Origin of the sequence: Enterobacter cloacae complex sp. P18RS (genome assembly GCF_014982105.1) — a bacterium.
GTDB classification, from domain to species: Bacteria; Pseudomonadota; Gammaproteobacteria; order Enterobacterales; family Enterobacteriaceae; genus Enterobacter; species Enterobacter hormaechei_C.
On record NZ_JADCKV010000029.1, the window covers coordinates 1 to 17,466 of the forward strand.

Sequence of the window (17,466 nt, forward strand, 5' to 3'; positions counted from 1 at the left end):
GTGCGGGGTTTTTTGCTTTGTACGTGGAAAACATGCCGGATGGCGGCTTCCCCTTATCCGGCCTACAATTGTTAAAACAATTTTAACAATGGTGCCGCTTTGACTCGTCCCTTTGATTATCAACAAGATTTTGCCAATATTAATTTTCGCGAACATCCCGAATGGTATCAGGTTGGCCGGGGTGAGCAGGGCGTATTGATGGTCGAGCCTTATAAAAGCGAAATCCTGCCGCACTGGCGTTATAAAAATGCTGAAGTCGCAGCGCGTTCGGCAGAAGAGATCTACGCCCTTTTTGAAGAATACCGCAGGAAAAACGATTTTGTCGGCATGGATATGGCGCGTAAATTCATACAGATGGGATACACCCGTGCCCGGCGATACGCCAATCATAAAGGCGGTAAAAAGTATGATGAGAAGCGCCAGGTCAAACCCCTCGATCACGATCCAGTAAAAGCAGAAGCCGCTGCGGTGTTCAAAACGTGGTGGGATAAAATTCGTGCTGATGAAGATTATTTGCAGCGAAAAAAGGCTCACCAGCAAGCGTGGGGATAATTACTACGTCCGCTAATAATTCGATACCTGATCGAGTTCACAAAATCCAATGAAACATATTGGAAACATTTTATTTACCTAACGATTCGTTTTAAATCCGGTTTTACTGTTTGTGGGCAATGGCCCGCAATGTGAGACAGGGGATTTTAAAATGACAGAAACCGTAGCCAGTGCAGATACGGATAACACAAGTTTAGCAGGCAAGGATACTCGCCGTCGGGTTTGGGCAATCGTTGGAGCTTCATCGGGGAACCTTGTAGAGTGGTTTGATTTTTACGTCTATTCATTTTGTTCACTCTACTTTGCACATATCTTCTTCCCGTCAGGGAACACCACAACGCAGCTTCTGCAAACCGCAGGCGTTTTTGCCGCCGGGTTCCTGATGCGTCCCATTGGCGGATGGCTGTTCGGCAGGATCGCGGACAGGAAAGGGCGCAAGACATCCATGCTCATCTCCGTGTGCATGATGTGCGTCGGCTCGCTGGTGATTGCCTGCCTTCCCGGATATGACACTATCGGAACATGGGCACCGGCGTTGTTGCTGCTGGCACGCCTGTTCCAGGGGCTGTCAGTGGGTGGCGAATATGGCACCAGCGCGACATACATGAGCGAAGTAGCTGTTGAAGGGCGCAAAGGTTTCTATGCATCATTCCAGTATGTAACCCTCATTGGCGGTCAGCTGCTGGCGTTACTGGTTGTGGTGATCCTTCAACAAATCCTTAGCGATGAAGATTTACGCGCCTGGGGCTGGCGCATCCCGTTTGCCCTGGGGGCTGCCCTGGCGGTTGTGGCGCTGTGGTTACGCCGTCAGCTTGATGAAACCTCCCAGCAGGAGGTCAGGGCGCTGAAAGAAGCCGGTTCGATGAAAGGGCTGTGGCGAAACCGCAAAGCGTTTTTGATGGTATTAGGCTTTACCGCCGCAGGCTCGCTAAGCTTCTATACCTTCACCACCTATATGCAAAAATATCTGGTCAACACCACGGGCATGCATGCTAACGTTGCGAGTGTCGTCATGACGGTGGCGTTACTGGTCTTTATGCTCATCCAGCCGATTGTTGGCGCGCTGTCGGACAAAATAGGTCGCCGCACCTCCATGCTGATCTTTGGTGGCATGCTCACCCTGGGGACTGTTCCGCTTTTGACGGCGCTACAGCATACAACCTCTCCGTATGCCGCTTTCGCTTTGATTATGGTGGCACTTATTATTATTAGTTTTTACACGGCAATCAGTGGCATTTTGAAAGCAGAAATGTTTCCCGCACAGGTGAGGGCGCTGGGCGTAGGCCTCTCTTATGCGGTCGCTAACGCCCTGTTCGGCGGTTCGGCAGAGTATGTCGCGCTATCCCTTAAGTCATGGGGCAGTGAATCGACCTTTTTCTGGTATGTCACCATCATGGGGGCGCTGGCGTTTATTGTCTCCCTGATGCTGCATCGTAAAGGAAAAGGGATCCGCCTTTAATAATGCGCCATCTGCCAGACGGCGTAGCCGGTTGTTGCCCCGGCTACGTCCCAGGCAAAATCTTTCCAGCTCCAGCCGCTTCCCGAGGGGCGGCTATCCCAAAGTTCTTTTGATGCCCCCAGGCTGATGGAGAACATCAGCCCCATTGTGGCACTTCGATCCCGGCTATAACCCTGGTGCAGCGCATATTCATTACCCGCAGCGGACAACATTGCAGACGCCAGAAAGTGTTGAGCTTTATCCTGACCCGACCAGTTATCATTAGCCATATGGCTGCAACCGGTCAGGAAAAGAGGGATTATCAGGAAAGGCGTACGCATTAACAGACTCCATAAAAAAGCCCCGTCGATGACAGGGCTCGTGTATTACAGAATGCGGCTGATGAGGCGGTCGATACGGATCCGACGTAGACGGCGAATCAGCTTGCGAACTTTCACCGGATAATCAGCGATGCTTTGCAGATTGCGATAATGACGAACCACTGTGGTATGCGTGCGTATAAGCTCCAGCTCACGATCGCGTTTCGCGGCTAACGCATGCTGAGGATCGTGAATAAGGATGGCGTTTTCCAGATCCAGACGCCAGGCGCGTGGGTTGAGATTATTACCGGTCAGCAGCATCCAATCATCATCCACCCACATTCCTTTGAGGTGATAGCTGTTATCTTCATCTTTCCAGAGACGCACAACCAGCTGGTCCGTGTTCACATAGTACTGTAAACGGCTCAGGAAGCGGCGCAGGTTAATCTCATAGAGATAAGGCAGTGCGCCGATGATCTTGAAAGGTTGATCTTCCGGAATGAAAAAGTCATTTGCCGTTTTATCCCCGACAATAATTTCCACCTTTTTACCATCACGCAGCAGCTGAATGATATTACGCACCAGAACGGCTGGAAGGTTGAAGTACGGGGTGCAGATGGTGAGCTTATGCTCCGCGCACGGCATCAAATGGAAGATGGTCTTGTTCAGCAGGCTGGATTTTCCCAGGCCTACCAGAGGCGTAACGGACAGTTCTTCATTACTGGCATCCCCCTGAAAACGATAAACCGCATCGCGCAGTTCCTGGCGGAAGGAGCGAACGTCGTTTTTGATTTCCGGGCTTTTCGGACGATGAGGATCGTCAAGACGGTGCACACCCCGGCCATGAACCAGGTTTTTATCAACCCAGTTGAACATGATGTCGGCCATCTGCGGATTGCGGATCAGATGGTAGCGATCGTAGCGGTATTTATCGAGCTGATGGAGATACACATCATTCAGGCTGGCACCGCTATAAAGGACGCTGTCATCAATGATAAATCCTTTAAAATGAAGAACGCCAAGCGCTTCACGGGTATTCACCGGTACGCCATACACCGGGATATCAATACCCCGATTTTCCTGGGCCGTGCGGCAATACCAGTCAGCATTGGTATTCGAGGCAGCCGCTCCAATACGGCCGCGCTGAGCACGGTGCCAGTCAACCAGCACGCGAACATCCAGTTCCGGACGCTGACGTTTCGCTTCATAGAGCGCGTTAAGGATCGCACGCCCACCTTCATCTTGTTCAAGATAGAGCGCCACAATACAAATACGTCGCGTAGCGCTGGCAATCTTTTCAAGAAGCGTCTCCCGGAAATGAGCGGGAGCATAAAAGAACTCTACATCATCAACTGACTGAGAAATCTTCGGTAGTTGAGCAAGGTGTTGTTGATGTTTATTACGCTTAAATTTTGACAACATCACAGTGCGTTTCTTCTCTGTTCATTGAAGGGTTGTCTGTACCAGGCAAACAACATAAGCGGACAATGATACCCCAGTGCCGCGAAAAGTGGGTAACATTTCCAGCAGCTTACTCTTGTTTATCCGTCGAAATCAGGCTGAGGGACAGAGAGACAATGCCTTCATCCAGCTGGATATCAACGTCAAAACCGAGCTTCCGCGCCAGGGTCACCATACCCCGATTGTTTGGCATAGTAATGCCATTCAGGCGTGACAATCCGTGATCGCGCGTATAACCAATGAGTTTTTCGAGCAGCCGTCTGCCCAACCCCAAACCCTTAAGATCGGAACGCACCAGTACGGCAAACTCCGCATCCACGTTATCCGGGTCGGAAATGGCACGCGTCACGCCGAGGATCTCCTCTCCCGCTCCGGAACGGCGGACCGCCACAATCGCCATTTCTCGATCGTAGTCGATCTGGGTCATATTGGCTAAATCATCGTGGGTAAATTCATTGATTTCGCTGAAATAGCGATAGTACAAATCTTCCTTCGTCACCTGCGAGATGAACGCCCGCAGCAGCGGCTCGTCTTCCGGCAGGATAGGGCGAAACAGCGCCCGTTCCCCATTTTTCATCTCCACCCACTCTTCCAGATGAAGAGGATAAGGACGAATGGCGAGACGGCTTTCCCGATCACCGATAAAGGGCGCAATATCCAGCGTCACGTCCAGCGCGGTAAATTCATTTCCGGAGGCAAGAAGGGGGTGGATATCCAGGCGCTGGATCTCCGCACAGTCAACAATGAGGTTGGAGACCTTCACCAGAAACTGGCTTAACCCAGCGATATCAAGCGGCCGCAGAGCGCTTCTCCCGCGGATTTTTTTGCTTTTGATGGCCTGAATAATCAAATAACGCGCCAGGTTCATGTTTAGAGGAGGAAGCGCGACAACCGCCTGTTCTTCTGGCCGCCACTCAACGCCGCCTTCACCCAGCATAATGAGCGGACCAAAAACCGGATCGTGTTCGACAACCACGCGTAGCTCCTGCGCACCTGCACGGTTGGCCATGCTCTGCACCAGCAGGCCGTGGATCCGGGCCTGTGGCCACGTCATTTTTACGCGATCGATAATGGCATCCGCGGCCTGTTGTACTTCTGTCGCGGTGCGCAGATACAGCATGACGCCCTGCACATCCGATTTGTGCGGAATATCGGGAGAGCGCAGCTTCAGCGCGACCGGATAACCAATCTGCTCAGCGATATGTACCGCCTCAGCGCTGTCGCCGGCAATCCAGGTGGGCAGGGTTTGCATCCCATAGCTGCCAAGAATGGGTTGCACCTCATGTGTGTCAAGAGAAGCGGCGCCCTCTTCGATGGCCTGCTGCAAAAGCCTGTGCACATCCACCGAATTTGCGGTGAGATTGCCCGGCAGGGCAGGCGTTTCACGCAGCTGCTTCTGGTTGCGGCGGTATTCAACCATATGCATAAACGCGGTAATGGTGCCCTCCGGGGTACGGTAGGTTGGCAACCCGGCTTCACTAAACAGACGCCGTGCCTCCTGGGAGGAGAACTCGCCGCACCAGTTGGTCAGCAGGGTAACGTATTTGCCGCGGGGATGTTTTCGGACTGCCTCAATCAGCGCACGCGCACTTTCGCTGCCTGGCGCAACCGCGCTGGGCGAATGGATAATCATCAGCGCATCAAAGTCCTGGCTATCGAGCAAAATCGTGATCGCCTTAATGTAACGATCGCTGCTGGCATCATCGCGCAAATCGAGGGGATTATCGGGAACAACGCTTCCCGGTAACGCGTCCCGCAGGCGCTGTAGCGTCTCTTCACCCAGCGTGGCCAGCTTGCCGTTGCGTAGCCAGAGCTCGTCCAGCGCCAGGGCGGCGGGAGCGGCACCGTTGCTGACAATCATCAGCTTTTCACCGCGCAGGGGGCGCATGTGGCTTAACGTTTCGACGGCGGAAAAAAGCTCGTGCGTATCCTGTACCCGCAGTAAACCGGCGCGCTGGATCGCTGCATCCCATGCGGGATCCATCCCTGAACGGGAATGTAGCAGGCGCTGAGCCGCAGGGCTGCGCCCGCTTTTGATGACCAGTATCGGTTTATTTCGCGATGCGCTACGTGACGCCGACACAAAACGACGGGCGTCGCTCAGGTGTTCAAGGTAGAGCAGGATAGCGCTGGTTTTGCTGTCACGCGCCAGGAAATCCAGCAGCTCATCGACGTCAATGTCCAGGCTGTCGCCCAAAGCGATGAAGTAGGAAAAACCCATCTCACGCTGCTGCGCCCAGTCGAGGATGGTATTGGATACCGCAGCCGACTGCGAAATAAAGGCCAGTTTGCCTTTGCGGATCGGAACCGGGGAAAAACTGGCATTCAGCCCCTGCCAGGGCGCAAGCAGACCGAGGCTGTTTGGACCAAGAATGCGCATCTGGTAGCGGCTGGCGCAGGCCAGCAGTTCGGGCTGCTGTTCAGGAGGCGAGGAAAGAATAATGCAGGTTTTACAGCCTTTCTGACCGAGCGACTCAAGCAGTTCGAGGTTTCGTTTCGCATGCGTACAGAGCACGGCGAGGTCGGGAACGAAAGGCAGGCTCTGCACATCCGGCCACGCCAGTACCCCCTGTACCGCCTTATAAGCGGGCGTAACGGGCATGACCGGGCCGTTAAACCCGCCAGCCAGCAGGTTACGCATCATCAGATACCCTGCGCGGTCCGGTTTCATCGAGGCGCCAATAACAGCAATGGATTTCGGACGGAGTAGCGCTTCTAACCCTCTCTGGCTCATGCAGGCCTCCTGTGAATGCAAGCGACCTGATGATTTTAAACGCTTTCTGCCTCAGTTGCTGTGACGCTACCCTTATGAACGGTTTTTCCCGCAAGATAACGTTCGCGGAAGCAGGAGAAGTGGGAGCCCAGCGCGCCGGCCGCCTGGGTATCGCCCGCCAGATCCAGTAGCGCAATAGCGACTTCAGCGGTGCAATATTGACCGTCGGCATGCGCTTCACGTAAGCGATAGGCCGAGACGCGCGACAGATCGACGGAAATCACCGGCAGCGCATCAAGATAAGGGCTTTTGCGAAACATCTTTCTCGCTTCGGTCCAGGTGCCGTCGAGCATAATAAACAGCGGCGGCTTACCAGATGGTGGCGCCGTAAGCACCTGACGTTGTTCGCCTGCATATGATGCCGGGAAAACGACCATAGGCTGATAGTCCGGGCTTGCCACCAGGTCGAGCAGAGCCTTAGGTGGCTCAGTGCGCGACCACTGAAACGCTGCGGTGTTAGGCAGAATATCGGCGATCAAACGCCCCGTGTTGCTGGGCTTCATCGGTTCGGTATCGAACATGACCAGACAAAAGCGGCTTTTCGCCTCGCTCGGTACAAGCGTTTCGCACAGACACACTTTCAGCGGTAAAAGGCAGCGCTGGCAGCGGCGAATACGATTGCCTCGGGCCAGAAAAGGGCGGGTGGCGCGCGCAAGGCGCTCGGCGCGTAATTGGAGTACAGCGTTATCAGTCATGGGCGAAAAGGCAGGAAAAACCCCATTTTCGCAGAGGAGAGAACGGGGCACAAGATATGCCCCGCGAATGTTACAGGGATTCGTTTAACCAGCTGTCGAAAGGCGCTTTCGGTACTGCGCCATTGAGCATGTCGATCACTTCACCATTTTTGAAAATCATAATGGTTGGAATGCTGCGAATGCGAAAACGGGCGCTGAGTTCACGTTCCGCTTCGGTATTCACTTTGACAAAACGCATTTTCCCGCTGCGCTCTTCAGCCACGTCTTCGAAGATGGGCGCAAAGTTACGGCAGGGGCCGCACCACGGTGCCCAGAAATCGACCACAACAGGCAGATCGTCCTTGAGGAGTTTGTCCAGCGTAGCACCCGTCGCGTTAATGACATCGCCATCAAATAATTCGTGGCCACAACGCCCGCATTTCGCACCGTCATCCATCCGATCGTCCGGAATGCGGTTTACAGCCTGACAGTTGGCACATACGGTATTCATAACTAACCTCTGATAGAGCCGTGGAACAACGGCAGAACGTCGATAATGTTTCTGATATGTTACATATTATCAGTGAGCCTGTATGAAACGACAACGCGTTTTATTCAATGGGAACAATAGTCACAGGCTTTTGTACGAAATTATGGCTATGAGCTTGCACATCGGGTAATCTGCGCGCTTCGCGCAGCGCTGGTGGAGAAAAGCATGAACGACGAAATGAAAAACAAAAGCGGCAAGGTCAAAGTGATGTATGTCCGCAGTGATGATGACTCTGATAAACGCACCCAAAATCCGCGTACCGGAAAAGGTGGCGGGCGTCCGGCGTCTTCTCGTGCAGACGGTGGCCGTCGCCCCGCCCGCGATGACAGAAATAACCGCGGCGATGACCGCAAACGTGATGACCGTAAGCGTGACGATCGCAAACGCGATGATGTTGTCCGTGACGGTGGATCGCCATGGCGTACCGTTTCTCGCGCGCCCGGTGAAGAGGCGACCGAAAAAGCCGATCACGGCGGTATCAGCGGAAAAAGCTTTATCGATCCGGAAGTGCTGCGTCGTCAGCGTGCGGAAGAGACCCGTGTCTACGGTGAGAACGCCTGTCAGGCCCTGTTCCAGAGCCGCCCGGAGTGTATCGTTCGTGCATGGTTTATTCAGAGCGTGACCCCGCGCTTCAAAGAAGCGCTGCGCTGGATGGCGGCGAACCGTAAAGCCTATCACGTGGTTGACGATGCCGAGCTGACAAAAGCGTCCGGGACTGAACACCACGGCGGCGTCTGCTTCCTGATCAAAAAACGTAACGGCACTACCGTGCAGCAGTGGGTCAGCCAGGCGGATGCCGATGACTGCGTGCTGGCGCTGGAAGATGTGGGTAACCCGCATAACCTGGGCGCTATGATGCGTAGCTGCGCGCACTTTGGCGTGAAAGGCGTTCTGTTGCAGGATGCCGCGCTGCTGGAATCCGGTGCGGCGATTCGTACCGCGGAAGGCGGTGCAGAGCATGTTCAGCCGATCACCGGCGACAGCGTGCTGGAAGCCCTGGAGCAGTTCCGTAAAGCGGGCTACACCATTGTCACCACCTCAAGCCGTGCCGCTACGCCGCTGTTTAAAGCGACGCTGCCGCGCAAAATGGTGCTGGTGTTAGGTCAGGAGCGTGATGGTCTGTCTGATGCGGCACTCTCCAGCGCTGACCTGAGCGTCTCTATCGACGGCACAGGCAACGTTGAAAGCCTGAACGTATCCGTTGCGACCGGCGTGCTGCTGGCGGAATGGTGGCGTCAGAACAAGGCATAAGCCTTTTATGTGCCGGGCCCGACCCGGCACATTCAAACCCTACTCGCTCTCTGCCGGTAACACAGGCATCCAGTCAATCGGCTTTTCGCCACGCTTTTCCAGCCACTCATTCGTCAGAACAAAATGATTACTGCCAAAGAAACCGCGATGCGCAGACAGCGGCGACGGGTGCGGTGCCTTCAGCACGTGATGACGCTGACGATCGATAATCGCCCCTTTCTTTTGGGCATGCGAACCCCAGAGTAAAAACACGACGCCTTCACGATGCTCATTGATCAGGCTGATAACCTTATCGGTAAAGGTTTCCCATCCCAGACTGGCGTGGGAGTGTGCCTGACCCGCCCGGACAGTTAATACGGTATTCAGCAACAGCACGCCCTGGCGCGCCCAGCTTTCCAGATAACCGTGATTAGGGCGGGTGAAACCAGGAATCGTTACTTCCAGCTCTTTATACATATTCAGCAGAGAAGGGGGGATGGCCACGCCCGGACGCACGGAAAATGCCAGTCCGTGAGCCTGCCCGGGGCCGTGGTACGGATCCTGCCCCAGGATAACCACCTTTACATCACTCAGTTCGGTGTAGCGGAAGGCGTTAAACACATCTTTCTGCGGCGGATAAATTGTCTGGCCGGCCTGCCGTTCAGCCGCAACGGTACTGAGGGTGTTAATAAAATAGGGTTGCTGCTTCTCTTCTGCCAGCACGTCATGCCAGGTTAAAGGTGTTGTCATCTCGCTCTCCTGCGAATCTCATTCTGTGTCTAGCTTACCTGCTAAACCCCAATGAGCAAAATTACCCGCGGAAAAGCAGGCTAAGTGTCTCAATTTATGTTGAAAACCAGGCAGGATAAGTTGAATTGGTAAACCTTTAAAATTGATCTAAAACAAAAAATACAGACCACACTCTTTGTGTGGTTGGTGGTTTTGTTGATTTAAATCAATAAATCACCCGGGTCTGAATGTTATATATACACACAACAAACAATGGTTTTACCAATTGGCCGCAAAAGGCCAGCATCAGTTAATGTAGCCTAAGGGAGGCAACACATGATTACAGGTATCCAGATTACTAAAGCTGCAAATGACGATCTGCTGAACTCTTTCTGGCTGCTGGACAGCGAGAAAAACGAAGCGCGCTGTGTAGTAGCGAAAGCAGGTTTTGCGGAAGACGAAATCGTTCCGGTGAGCAAACTGGGCGAAATTGAATACCGTGAAATTCCAATGCAAGTGCAACCAGAAGTACGCGTGGAAGGCGGTCAGCACCTGAACGTTAACGTCCTGCGTCGCGAAACGCTGATGGATGCCGTTGAGCACCCGGAAAAATACCCGCAGCTGACCATCCGTGTGTCTGGCTATGCGGTGCGTTTCAACTCTCTGACCCCGGAACAGCAGCGCGACGTTATCGCGCGTACCTTTACTGAAAGCCTGTAAAGTTCAGCTTCGGGGGTGGAATAAAAAAGCCGGGAATGTCCCGGCTTTTTTTACTCTTCCGTTTTTGTCTCTGGCGCAGCAGAACTTGGCTTACGGCGCTTACCAATATTTTTGGTATCGCGGTGGCGCTGTTTAACGCGCGGCTTCTCTTTTTCTTTCTCTTTTCTCTCAGCACGTTTCGCGAGCGCTTTCTTGGACGGTTTACCCGTCATTTTTTCACTCGGCGCACGTGTGGTCGGACGAAGCCCGTCAATCACGCGAGCTTTCAGCGGCTCCTCAACGTAGCGGCCAATTTTCTGTAGCAGCAGATGGTCGTGCGCTTCTACCAGAGAGATAGCAATACCTTTGCGGCCCGCACGGCCGGTACGACCAATACGGTGCAGGTAAGTATCACCGCTGCGCGGCATATCAAAGTTGATTACGTGGCTCACGTCCGGGATGTCGATCCCGCGCGCGGCAACATCGGTGGCAACCAGCACATTCACGCGGCCATCGGTCAGGCGCTTAATCCCTTCGGTACGCTTAACCTGCGCCATTTCACCTTCGAGATAGCAGTTGTTGATACCGGCATTGCGCAGCATTTCTGCCAGCTCATGCACGCGCTCACGTTTGCGTACGAAGACGATGGTACGGGTTGCCTCTTCCTGCTTCAGCAGGTGTTTCAACAACTCAACCTTATGCTCAAGGTTATCTGCGCGGTAGTACCACTGGTGGATCTTCTTACGCTCACGGGTCGATGGCGTAGCGGACACTTCCACCGGATCTTCCAGCAGACGTTCGGCGAAATCTTTAATGGCATCCCCTTCAAGGGTTGCCGAGAACAGCATTGTCTGATTACGCCAGCGCGTTTCACCCGCGATGTGTTCGATATCCTGGGCAAAGCCCATGTCCAGCATGCGGTCAGCTTCATCGAGAATCAGCGTTTCCACCGCGCGGCAGTCGAAGTTCTCTTCTTTTATGTATTGCAGCAGACGGCCCGTCGTCGCGACAACGATATCCTGGTTTTCGCTGAACACTTCGGCGTGGTTCATATACGCTACGCCACCGGTGATGGTCGCGATATCCAGATGGGTGTTCGCCGCCAGCTCACGCGCGTGTTCGGCAACCTGCATCGCCAGTTCACGGGTCGGGGTCAGGATCAAAATGCGCGGCGGGCCTGATTTTTTACGCGGAAAGTCGAGCAAATGCTGCAACACAGGCAGCAAGTAGGCTGCTGTCTTCCCCGTGCCGGTTGGCGCAGAACCGAGCACATCGCGGCCCTCAAGCGCAGGCGGAATGGCCGCGGCCTGAATGGCGGTCGGGCGTGTAAAGCCTTTGCTCTCAAGGGCATTGAGCAGGCTTTCATCGAGTTCAAGTTCGGAAAAAGTCGTTACAGTCATGTTCTACCTCTGTGTGGGGCGCTGATTATAGACGTTACGGCTGTAATCTTCATCTGTTTGTATGGATATCGCTTTTCGACCACTTCGCTTTCCCCTATGCTACTCCAGTTTCACTCAGAAGGTTGCCCTGACATGTCTCAACTCAAAGCGCAGTTGCGCCGCGATGGCTTTACGTTTAAACAGTTTTTTGTGGCGCACGATCGTTGTGCGATGAAAGTCGGCACAGACGGTATTTTACTGGGTGCATGGGCGCCTGTCGCAGGTGTAAAACGCATTCTGGATATTGGTACGGGCAGCGGACTTCAGGCGCTGATGCTGGCGCAGCGAACGGAAGAACACGTCACGATCGACGCCGTTGAGCTTGATCCTCAGGCGTCCCGGCAGGCAAGTGAAAACGCTGCCGACTCTCCGTGGGCAGATCGCATCAGGGTAGAATGCGCCGATGTCCTGACCTGGGCGCCGGAGCAAACCGCGCGTTACGATTTGATTGTCAGCAATCCGCCGTATTTCACGCCAGGCGTGGAATGTGGAACGCCAGAACGCGAGCAGGCACGTTACACCGGCTCGCTCGATCACAAGGCGCTACTGACCAGTGCGGCGGAGCTTATCTCGGAAGAGGGATTTTTCTGCGTGGTCTTGCCTGAAAGCACGGGTAATACCTTCATTGAGATCGCACGGGGGATAGGCTGGAATCTGCGTCTTCGTACCGATATTTCGGATACGGAAGGACGCTTACCGCACCGCGTGTTGCTGGCGCTCTCGCCGAAAGAGGGGGAATGCTTTATCGACAGGATGGTCATTCGTGGGCCAGACCAGCGTTATTCCGAAGATTACACTGCCCTGACCCAGGCCTTTTATCTGTTTATGTGAACCTGCGGCGTCAACACCGACGGGCCGGACATTTCAAGCGGTTCGGGATAGTCCAGCGTATAATGCAGGCCACGGCTCTCTTTGCGCATCATCGCACAGCGCACAATCAGCTCGGCAACCTGCACAAGGTTGCGCAGCTCCAGCAGATTATTAGAAACGCGGAAGTTGGCGTAATATTCATCAATTTCCTGCTGCAACATCATGATGCGGCGTAACGCGCGTTCCAGACGCTTTGTTGTGCGTACAATCCCGACATAATCCCACATGAAAAGCCGCAGCTCGTGCCAGTTATGCTGGATAACCACCAGTTCGTCCGGGTTTTCTACCCGACTTTCATCCCATGCCGGCAAGTGTGTTGTCGGACGTGCATAGGGCATGCGTTTGGTAATATCTTCCGCAGCCGACCACCCATACACCAGACACTCCAGCAGCGAGTTTGAGGCCATGCGATTCGCACCATGCAGGCCGGTGTAGCTGACCTCGCCGATCGCATACAAACCCTCCACGTCGGTACGACCATGATCGTCAACCATCACCCCGCCACAGGTATAGTGTGCGGCAGGTACAATCGGCACCGGATCGCGGGTTAAATCAATACCCAGACTCAGCAGCTTTTCATAAATCATCGGGAAGTGCTGGCGAATAAAGTCTTCCGGTTTATGGCTAATGTCCAGATACATACAGTCGACGCCAAGCCGCTTCATCTCGTGGTCAATGGCGCGGGCCACGATATCCCGCGGGGCAAGTTCACCTCGGGGGTCGAAGTCCGGCATAAACCGGGAACCGTCCGGACGCTTCAGATACGCGCCTTCGCCGCGCAACGCTTCAGTTAACAGGAAGTTACGTGCCTGCGGGTGGAAAAGGGCGGTAGGATGGAACTGATTAAACTCCATATTCGCCACGCGGCAGCCTGCGCGCCAGGCCATGGCGATACCGTCTCCGGAGGCGATATCCGGGTTAGTCGTGTACTGGTAAACCTTGGAGGCGCCGCCAGTCGCCAGCACAACGGCTTTTGCCTGGCAGGTTTCCACCTTCTCTTTATTCCGATTCCACACCCATGCGCCGACAACACGGCGCGTGCCGGGCAGGCCAATCTTATCGGAAATAATCAGGTCGACGGCGTTGCTGCGCTCCAGCACCCGAATATTAGGATGGCTGAGGGCTTTGCTGACCAGCGTGGTTTCAACCGCTTTTCCGGTTGCATCAGCAGCGTGCAGAATACGGCGGTGGCTGTGCCCGCCTTCACGGGTCAGGTGATAGCTCTCTTCACCATTAGGCTGAACATGCGTATCAAACAGCACGCCCTGATCGATAAGCCATTGCACGCAGTGGCGGGCATTGCTGGCGACAAACTCTGCCGCATGCTCATCCACGATCCCGGCGCCGGCAATCAGGGTGTCTTCTACGTGCGAGGCTATACTATCCGTTTCATCAAACACGGCGGCAATACCGCCTTGTGCATAGAAGGTGGAACCTTCGCTCATCGGCCCTTTACTCAGCACGATTACGTTCTGATGTTCCGCCAGGCGCAGCGCGAGGGAGAGGCCAGCAGCACCGCTGCCGATGATCAGTACATCACAATGAAGTTCAGGCGTCGTGTTCATGATGTTTGTTTAATTTACTAAACATGGTGTGGGGAGAATAGCATTGTGATGCGAGATATCGCACGTTTTTTTTGTTGTGTGTTGCAATGACTAAACGGAAGGCCAGAAGTTAAATCTGCGCTAAATGGCCGGAAATATTTTGCGAAGCAGATCGTTAGCTTCAGATTTTGTGGTGAAATAAAGCCTGTGTTGCGTTACTCTTCTGACGATAAAGTTGATGATTCTTGTCAGAAAGCGGGTGCGTATCGTGAACAGACTTATAATGAGAGAAAATGAACGGTCTGCGGCGCGATGAACAAAAACAAAGGCGTTACGGAACTTATTGAAGAACAGACACTCTAATTCGGTGCTTGCTCAAAGTGCAATGTTGTTAGAGTGGCGTTTCGATAACGCGTGGAATTTGGTTTGGGGAGACATTACCTCGGATGAGCGAGCAGTTAACGGACCAGGTCCTGGTTGAACGGGTCCAGAAGGGAGATCAGAAAGCTTTTAACCTACTGGTGGTGCGCTACCAGCATAAGGTAGCGAGTCTGGTTTCCCGCTATGTACCGTCAGGCGATGTTCCTGATGTGGTGCAAGAGTCTTTTATTAAGGCCTATCGCGCGCTGGATTCATTCCGGGGGGATAGTGCTTTTTATACCTGGCTGTATCGTATTGCAGTCAATACGGCTAAGAATTATTTGGTTGCTCAGGGCCGTCGTCCGCCTTCTAGTGATGTCGACGCTATCGACGCAGAAAACTTCGAAAGTGGCGGCGCGCTGAAAGAAATTTCGAACCCTGAGAACTTAATGTTGTCAGAAGAACTGAGACAAATCGTTTTTCGCACGATCGAGTCGCTCCCGGAAGATTTACGCATGGCAATTACGTTACGGGAGCTGGATGGCCTAAGCTATGAAGAGATAGCCGCCATCATGGATTGTCCGGTCGGCACGGTTCGTTCACGAATTTTCCGTGCGCGAGAAGCCATTGATAATAAAGTTCAACCGCTTATCAGGCGTTGACGATAGCGGGATACTGGAAAAGGTATTAGGCATGCAGAAAGAAAAACTTTCCGCTTTAATGGATGGTGAAACGCTGGATAATGAGCTGCTCGATGAGTTGTCTCATTCTCCCGAAATGCAACAGACCTGGGAGAGCTATCATCTTATCCGCGACTCTCTGCGCGGTGATACCAGCGAGGTTCTCCATTTCGATATCTCAGCACGCGTTATGGCGGCCATTGAGAACGAACCTGTTCATCAGACCACGCCGCTGATTCCTGAAGCGCAGCCTGCACCTCACCAATGGCAGAAAATGCCGTTCTGGCACAAGGTGCGTCCATGGGCCAGCCAGCTCACCCAAATGGGGGTCGCTGCGTGCGTATCGCTTGCAGTTATCGTTGGGGTCCAGCACTATAATACTCAGTCTGAAGCCAATCAGCAGCCTGAAGCGCCAGTGTTCAATACGCTGCCGATGATGGGTAAAGCCAGCCCGGTTAGCCTGGGCGTACCGGCAGATGCCTCCGCAAGCGGCGGACAGCAACAGCAGGTACAGGAGCAGCGCCGTCGCATTAATGCGATGTTGCAGGATTACGAGTTGCAGCGCCGTCTGCACTCCGAGCAGCTTCAGTTTGAGCAGGCCCAAACCCAGCAGGCTGCTGTGCAGGTGCCAGGAAACCAAACTTTAGGAACGCAATCGCAGTAATGAAGCAACTTTGGTTCGCCATGTCTTTGATGGCGGGTAGCCTGTTCTTCTCTGCTAACGCCTCGGCTGATGTTTCATCCGGGGCGTTGTTGCAGCAAATGAACCTGGCCAGCCAGTCACTCAATTACGAGTTGGCATTTATCAGCATCAATAAGCAGGGTGTCGAATCGTTACGCTATCGCCACGCCCGCCTTGATAACCAGCCGCTCGCCCAGCTTTTACAGATGGATGGCCCGCGTCGGGAAGTGGTCCAGCGTGGGAACGAAATCAGCTATTTCGAGCCTGGCCTTGAGCCGTTTACGCTCAATGGTGACTACATCGTTGACTCCCTGCCGTCGCTCATTTACACCGATTTTAAACGTCTCGCCCCCTACTATGATTTTATCTCGGTGGGGCGAACGCGTATTGCCGACAGGCTGTGTGAAGTGATCCGCGTTGTCGCGCGGGATGGGACACGTTACAGCTATATCGTCTGGATTGACGCAGAGACGAAGCTGCCGATGCGCGTTGATCTGCTCGATCGCGACGGTGAGACGCTGGAGCAGTTCCGCGTGATCTCCTTCGATGTGAACAGTCAGGTTGGCAACAGCATGCAGAATCTGGCCAAAGCCAGCCTGCCTCCTTTGCTTTCCGTGCCTGCCGGCGATTCTGTCAATTTTAACTGGGTACCATCCTGGATCCCGCAAGGGTTCAGCGAAGTTTCCAGCAGCCGTCGCCAGCTCCCAACCATCGAAACACCGGTTGAGTCGCGACTCTATTCCGATGGGCTGTTTAGCTTCTCGGTGAATATCAATCGCGCTACGGCGAACAGTTCCGAACAGATGCTCCGTACCGGTCGCCGGACGGTCAGCACGACGGTGCGCGATAATGCGGAAATTACCATTGTCGGTGAATTACCGCCGCCAACGGCAAAACGTATTTCAGACAGCATTAAATTCAGGGCTGCGCAATGATTAAAGAGTGGGCCACGGTCGTATCCTGGCAGGATGGCGTAGCGCTTGTCAGCTGTGACGTTAAAGCATCATGCAGCAGCTGCGCTTCGCGAGCCGGTTGCGGCAGCCGCGTGTTGAATAAGCTGGGGCCGCAAACGTCGCACACTATTGCTGTGCCGAGCGATCAGCCGCTGGTGGCAGGGCAAAAAGTGGAGCTGGGCATCGCTGAAGGTAGCCTGCTCACTTCCGCCATGCTGGTTTACCTTTCTCCGCTGGCAGGTCTGTTCGTGATGGGCGGGGTTTTCCAGATGCTGTTCGGCACAGATTTGGCCGCCATGTGCGGGGCCGCTTTGGGCGGCGTGGGCGGGTTCTGGCTTGCTAAAGGCGTTTCCCCAAGGCTTGCCGCCCGGGAAGCGTGGCAGCCCGTTATCCTCAGCGTTGCACTGGCACCCGACCAACTTCGTGTTGAGACGCTCTCTTCTGAGGCCCGGTAATCTGCCGGGCTTTATTATTATTTACATCGCAATAAAGAAAACGCCGTCTCTTCGCGC

Annotated in this window: 17 protein-coding genes; 9 read left to right on the forward strand and 8 right to left on the reverse strand. The window is 54.1% G+C overall.

Features of this window, described 5'->3' with window-relative positions:
- Window positions 1-99 precede the first annotated feature (99 nt).
- A complete protein-coding gene (locus INF61_RS20110; protein WP_039270055.1) occupies window positions 100-552 on the forward strand; it encodes a DUF4385 domain-containing protein in 453 nt (150 codons plus the stop codon).
- A gap of 151 nt (window positions 553-703) precedes the next feature.
- Window positions 704-2,011: an MFS family transporter gene (locus INF61_RS20115; RefSeq protein ID WP_017383558.1), complete on the forward strand. Its 1,308-nt coding sequence runs from the start codon at window positions 704-706 to the stop codon at window positions 2,009-2,011.
- On the opposite strand, the gene INF61_RS20120 is transcribed toward INF61_RS20115, so the two are convergent.
- From INF61_RS20120 to trxC, 5 genes are all read right to left on the reverse strand, one after another.
- Window positions 2,008-2,331, reverse strand: a complete 324-nt coding sequence (locus INF61_RS20120) for a YfiM family lipoprotein (protein WP_003860739.1) — start codon at window positions 2,329-2,331, stop codon at window positions 2,008-2,010. The genes INF61_RS20115 and INF61_RS20120 overlap by 4 nt on opposite strands.
- A 45-nt stretch (window positions 2,332-2,376) precedes the next feature.
- Entirely contained in the window at window positions 2,377-3,732 is a 1,356-nt protein-coding gene (gene pssA / locus INF61_RS20125; RefSeq protein WP_193548081.1) for a CDP-diacylglycerol--serine O-phosphatidyltransferase, read from the reverse strand.
- Window positions 3,733-3,841: 109 nt separating this feature from the next.
- Window positions 3,842-6,505: a protein lysine acetyltransferase gene (pat, locus tag INF61_RS20130; RefSeq protein ID WP_015572131.1), complete on the reverse strand. Its 2,664-nt coding sequence runs from the start codon at window positions 6,503-6,505 to the stop codon at window positions 3,842-3,844.
- A gap of 35 nt (window positions 6,506-6,540) precedes the next feature.
- A complete protein-coding gene (gene tapT / locus INF61_RS20135; RefSeq protein WP_017692866.1) occupies window positions 6,541-7,239 on the reverse strand; it encodes a tRNA-uridine aminocarboxypropyltransferase in 699 nt (232 codons plus the stop codon).
- Between the two features lie 70 nt (window positions 7,240-7,309).
- Entirely contained in the window at window positions 7,310-7,729 is a 420-nt protein-coding gene (gene trxC / locus INF61_RS20140; RefSeq protein ID WP_032649129.1) for a thioredoxin TrxC, read from the reverse strand.
- Between the two features lie 204 nt (window positions 7,730-7,933).
- On the opposite strand from trxC, the gene INF61_RS20145 reads away from it, so the two are divergent.
- Window positions 7,934-9,019, forward strand: a complete 1,086-nt coding sequence (locus tag INF61_RS20145) for a tRNA/rRNA methyltransferase (RefSeq protein ID WP_017383555.1) — start codon at window positions 7,934-7,936, stop codon at window positions 9,017-9,019.
- A gap of 39 nt (window positions 9,020-9,058) precedes the next feature.
- Here INF61_RS20145 and ung read toward each other — a convergent pair whose 3' ends face one another.
- On the reverse strand, window positions 9,059-9,748 hold the full coding sequence (ung, locus tag INF61_RS20150; RefSeq protein ID WP_032649124.1) for a uracil-DNA glycosylase: 690 nt from the start codon (window positions 9,746-9,748) through the stop codon (window positions 9,059-9,061).
- Between the two features lie 315 nt (window positions 9,749-10,063).
- Between ung and grcA the strand changes: the two genes are divergently transcribed.
- Window positions 10,064-10,447: an autonomous glycyl radical cofactor GrcA gene (gene grcA / locus INF61_RS20155; RefSeq protein WP_003860727.1), complete on the forward strand. Its 384-nt coding sequence runs from the start codon at window positions 10,064-10,066 to the stop codon at window positions 10,445-10,447.
- A 50-nt stretch (window positions 10,448-10,497) separates the two neighbouring features.
- Here the strand turns inward: grcA and srmB are convergent, their stop codons facing one another.
- Complete coding sequence (srmB, locus tag INF61_RS20160; RefSeq protein ID WP_017383554.1) at window positions 10,498-11,826, reverse strand: ATP-dependent RNA helicase SrmB; 1,329 nt, start codon at window positions 11,824-11,826, stop codon at window positions 10,498-10,500.
- 132 nt (window positions 11,827-11,958) lie between these two features.
- Here srmB and INF61_RS20165 point away from each other — a divergent pair, with 132 nt between their 5' ends.
- A complete protein-coding gene (locus tag INF61_RS20165; protein ID WP_032649123.1) occupies window positions 11,959-12,696 on the forward strand; it encodes a tRNA1(Val) (adenine(37)-N6)-methyltransferase in 738 nt (245 codons plus the stop codon).
- Here the strand turns inward: INF61_RS20165 and nadB are convergent.
- Entirely contained in the window at window positions 12,681-14,300 is a 1,620-nt protein-coding gene (gene nadB, locus INF61_RS20170; RefSeq protein WP_045337855.1) for an L-aspartate oxidase, read from the reverse strand. The two genes, INF61_RS20165 and nadB, sit on opposite strands and share 16 nt — an antisense overlap.
- A 425-nt stretch (window positions 14,301-14,725) precedes the next feature.
- Between nadB and rpoE the strand changes: the two genes are divergently transcribed.
- From rpoE to rseC, 4 genes are read left to right on the forward strand one after another with little or no spacing between them, the layout of a single operon-like run.
- Entirely contained in the window at window positions 14,726-15,301 is a 576-nt protein-coding gene (rpoE, locus tag INF61_RS20175; protein WP_006176728.1) for an RNA polymerase sigma factor RpoE, read from the forward strand.
- Between the two features lie 31 nt (window positions 15,302-15,332).
- Window positions 15,333-15,983, forward strand: coding sequence for an anti-sigma-E factor RseA (rseA, locus tag INF61_RS20180; RefSeq protein ID WP_015572138.1), 651 nt, complete (start codon window positions 15,333-15,335; stop codon window positions 15,981-15,983).
- Entirely contained in the window at window positions 15,983-16,936 is a 954-nt protein-coding gene (gene rseB, locus INF61_RS20185) for a sigma-E factor regulatory protein RseB (RefSeq protein ID WP_003860717.1), read from the forward strand. Before rseA ends, rseB begins: the two co-directional genes overlap by 1 nt.
- Window positions 16,933-17,409, forward strand: a complete 477-nt coding sequence (gene rseC / locus INF61_RS20190; protein WP_006811609.1) for a SoxR-reducing system protein RseC — start codon at window positions 16,933-16,935, stop codon at window positions 17,407-17,409. Before rseB ends, rseC begins: the two co-directional genes overlap by 4 nt.
- Window positions 17,410-17,466 lie beyond the last annotated feature (57 nt).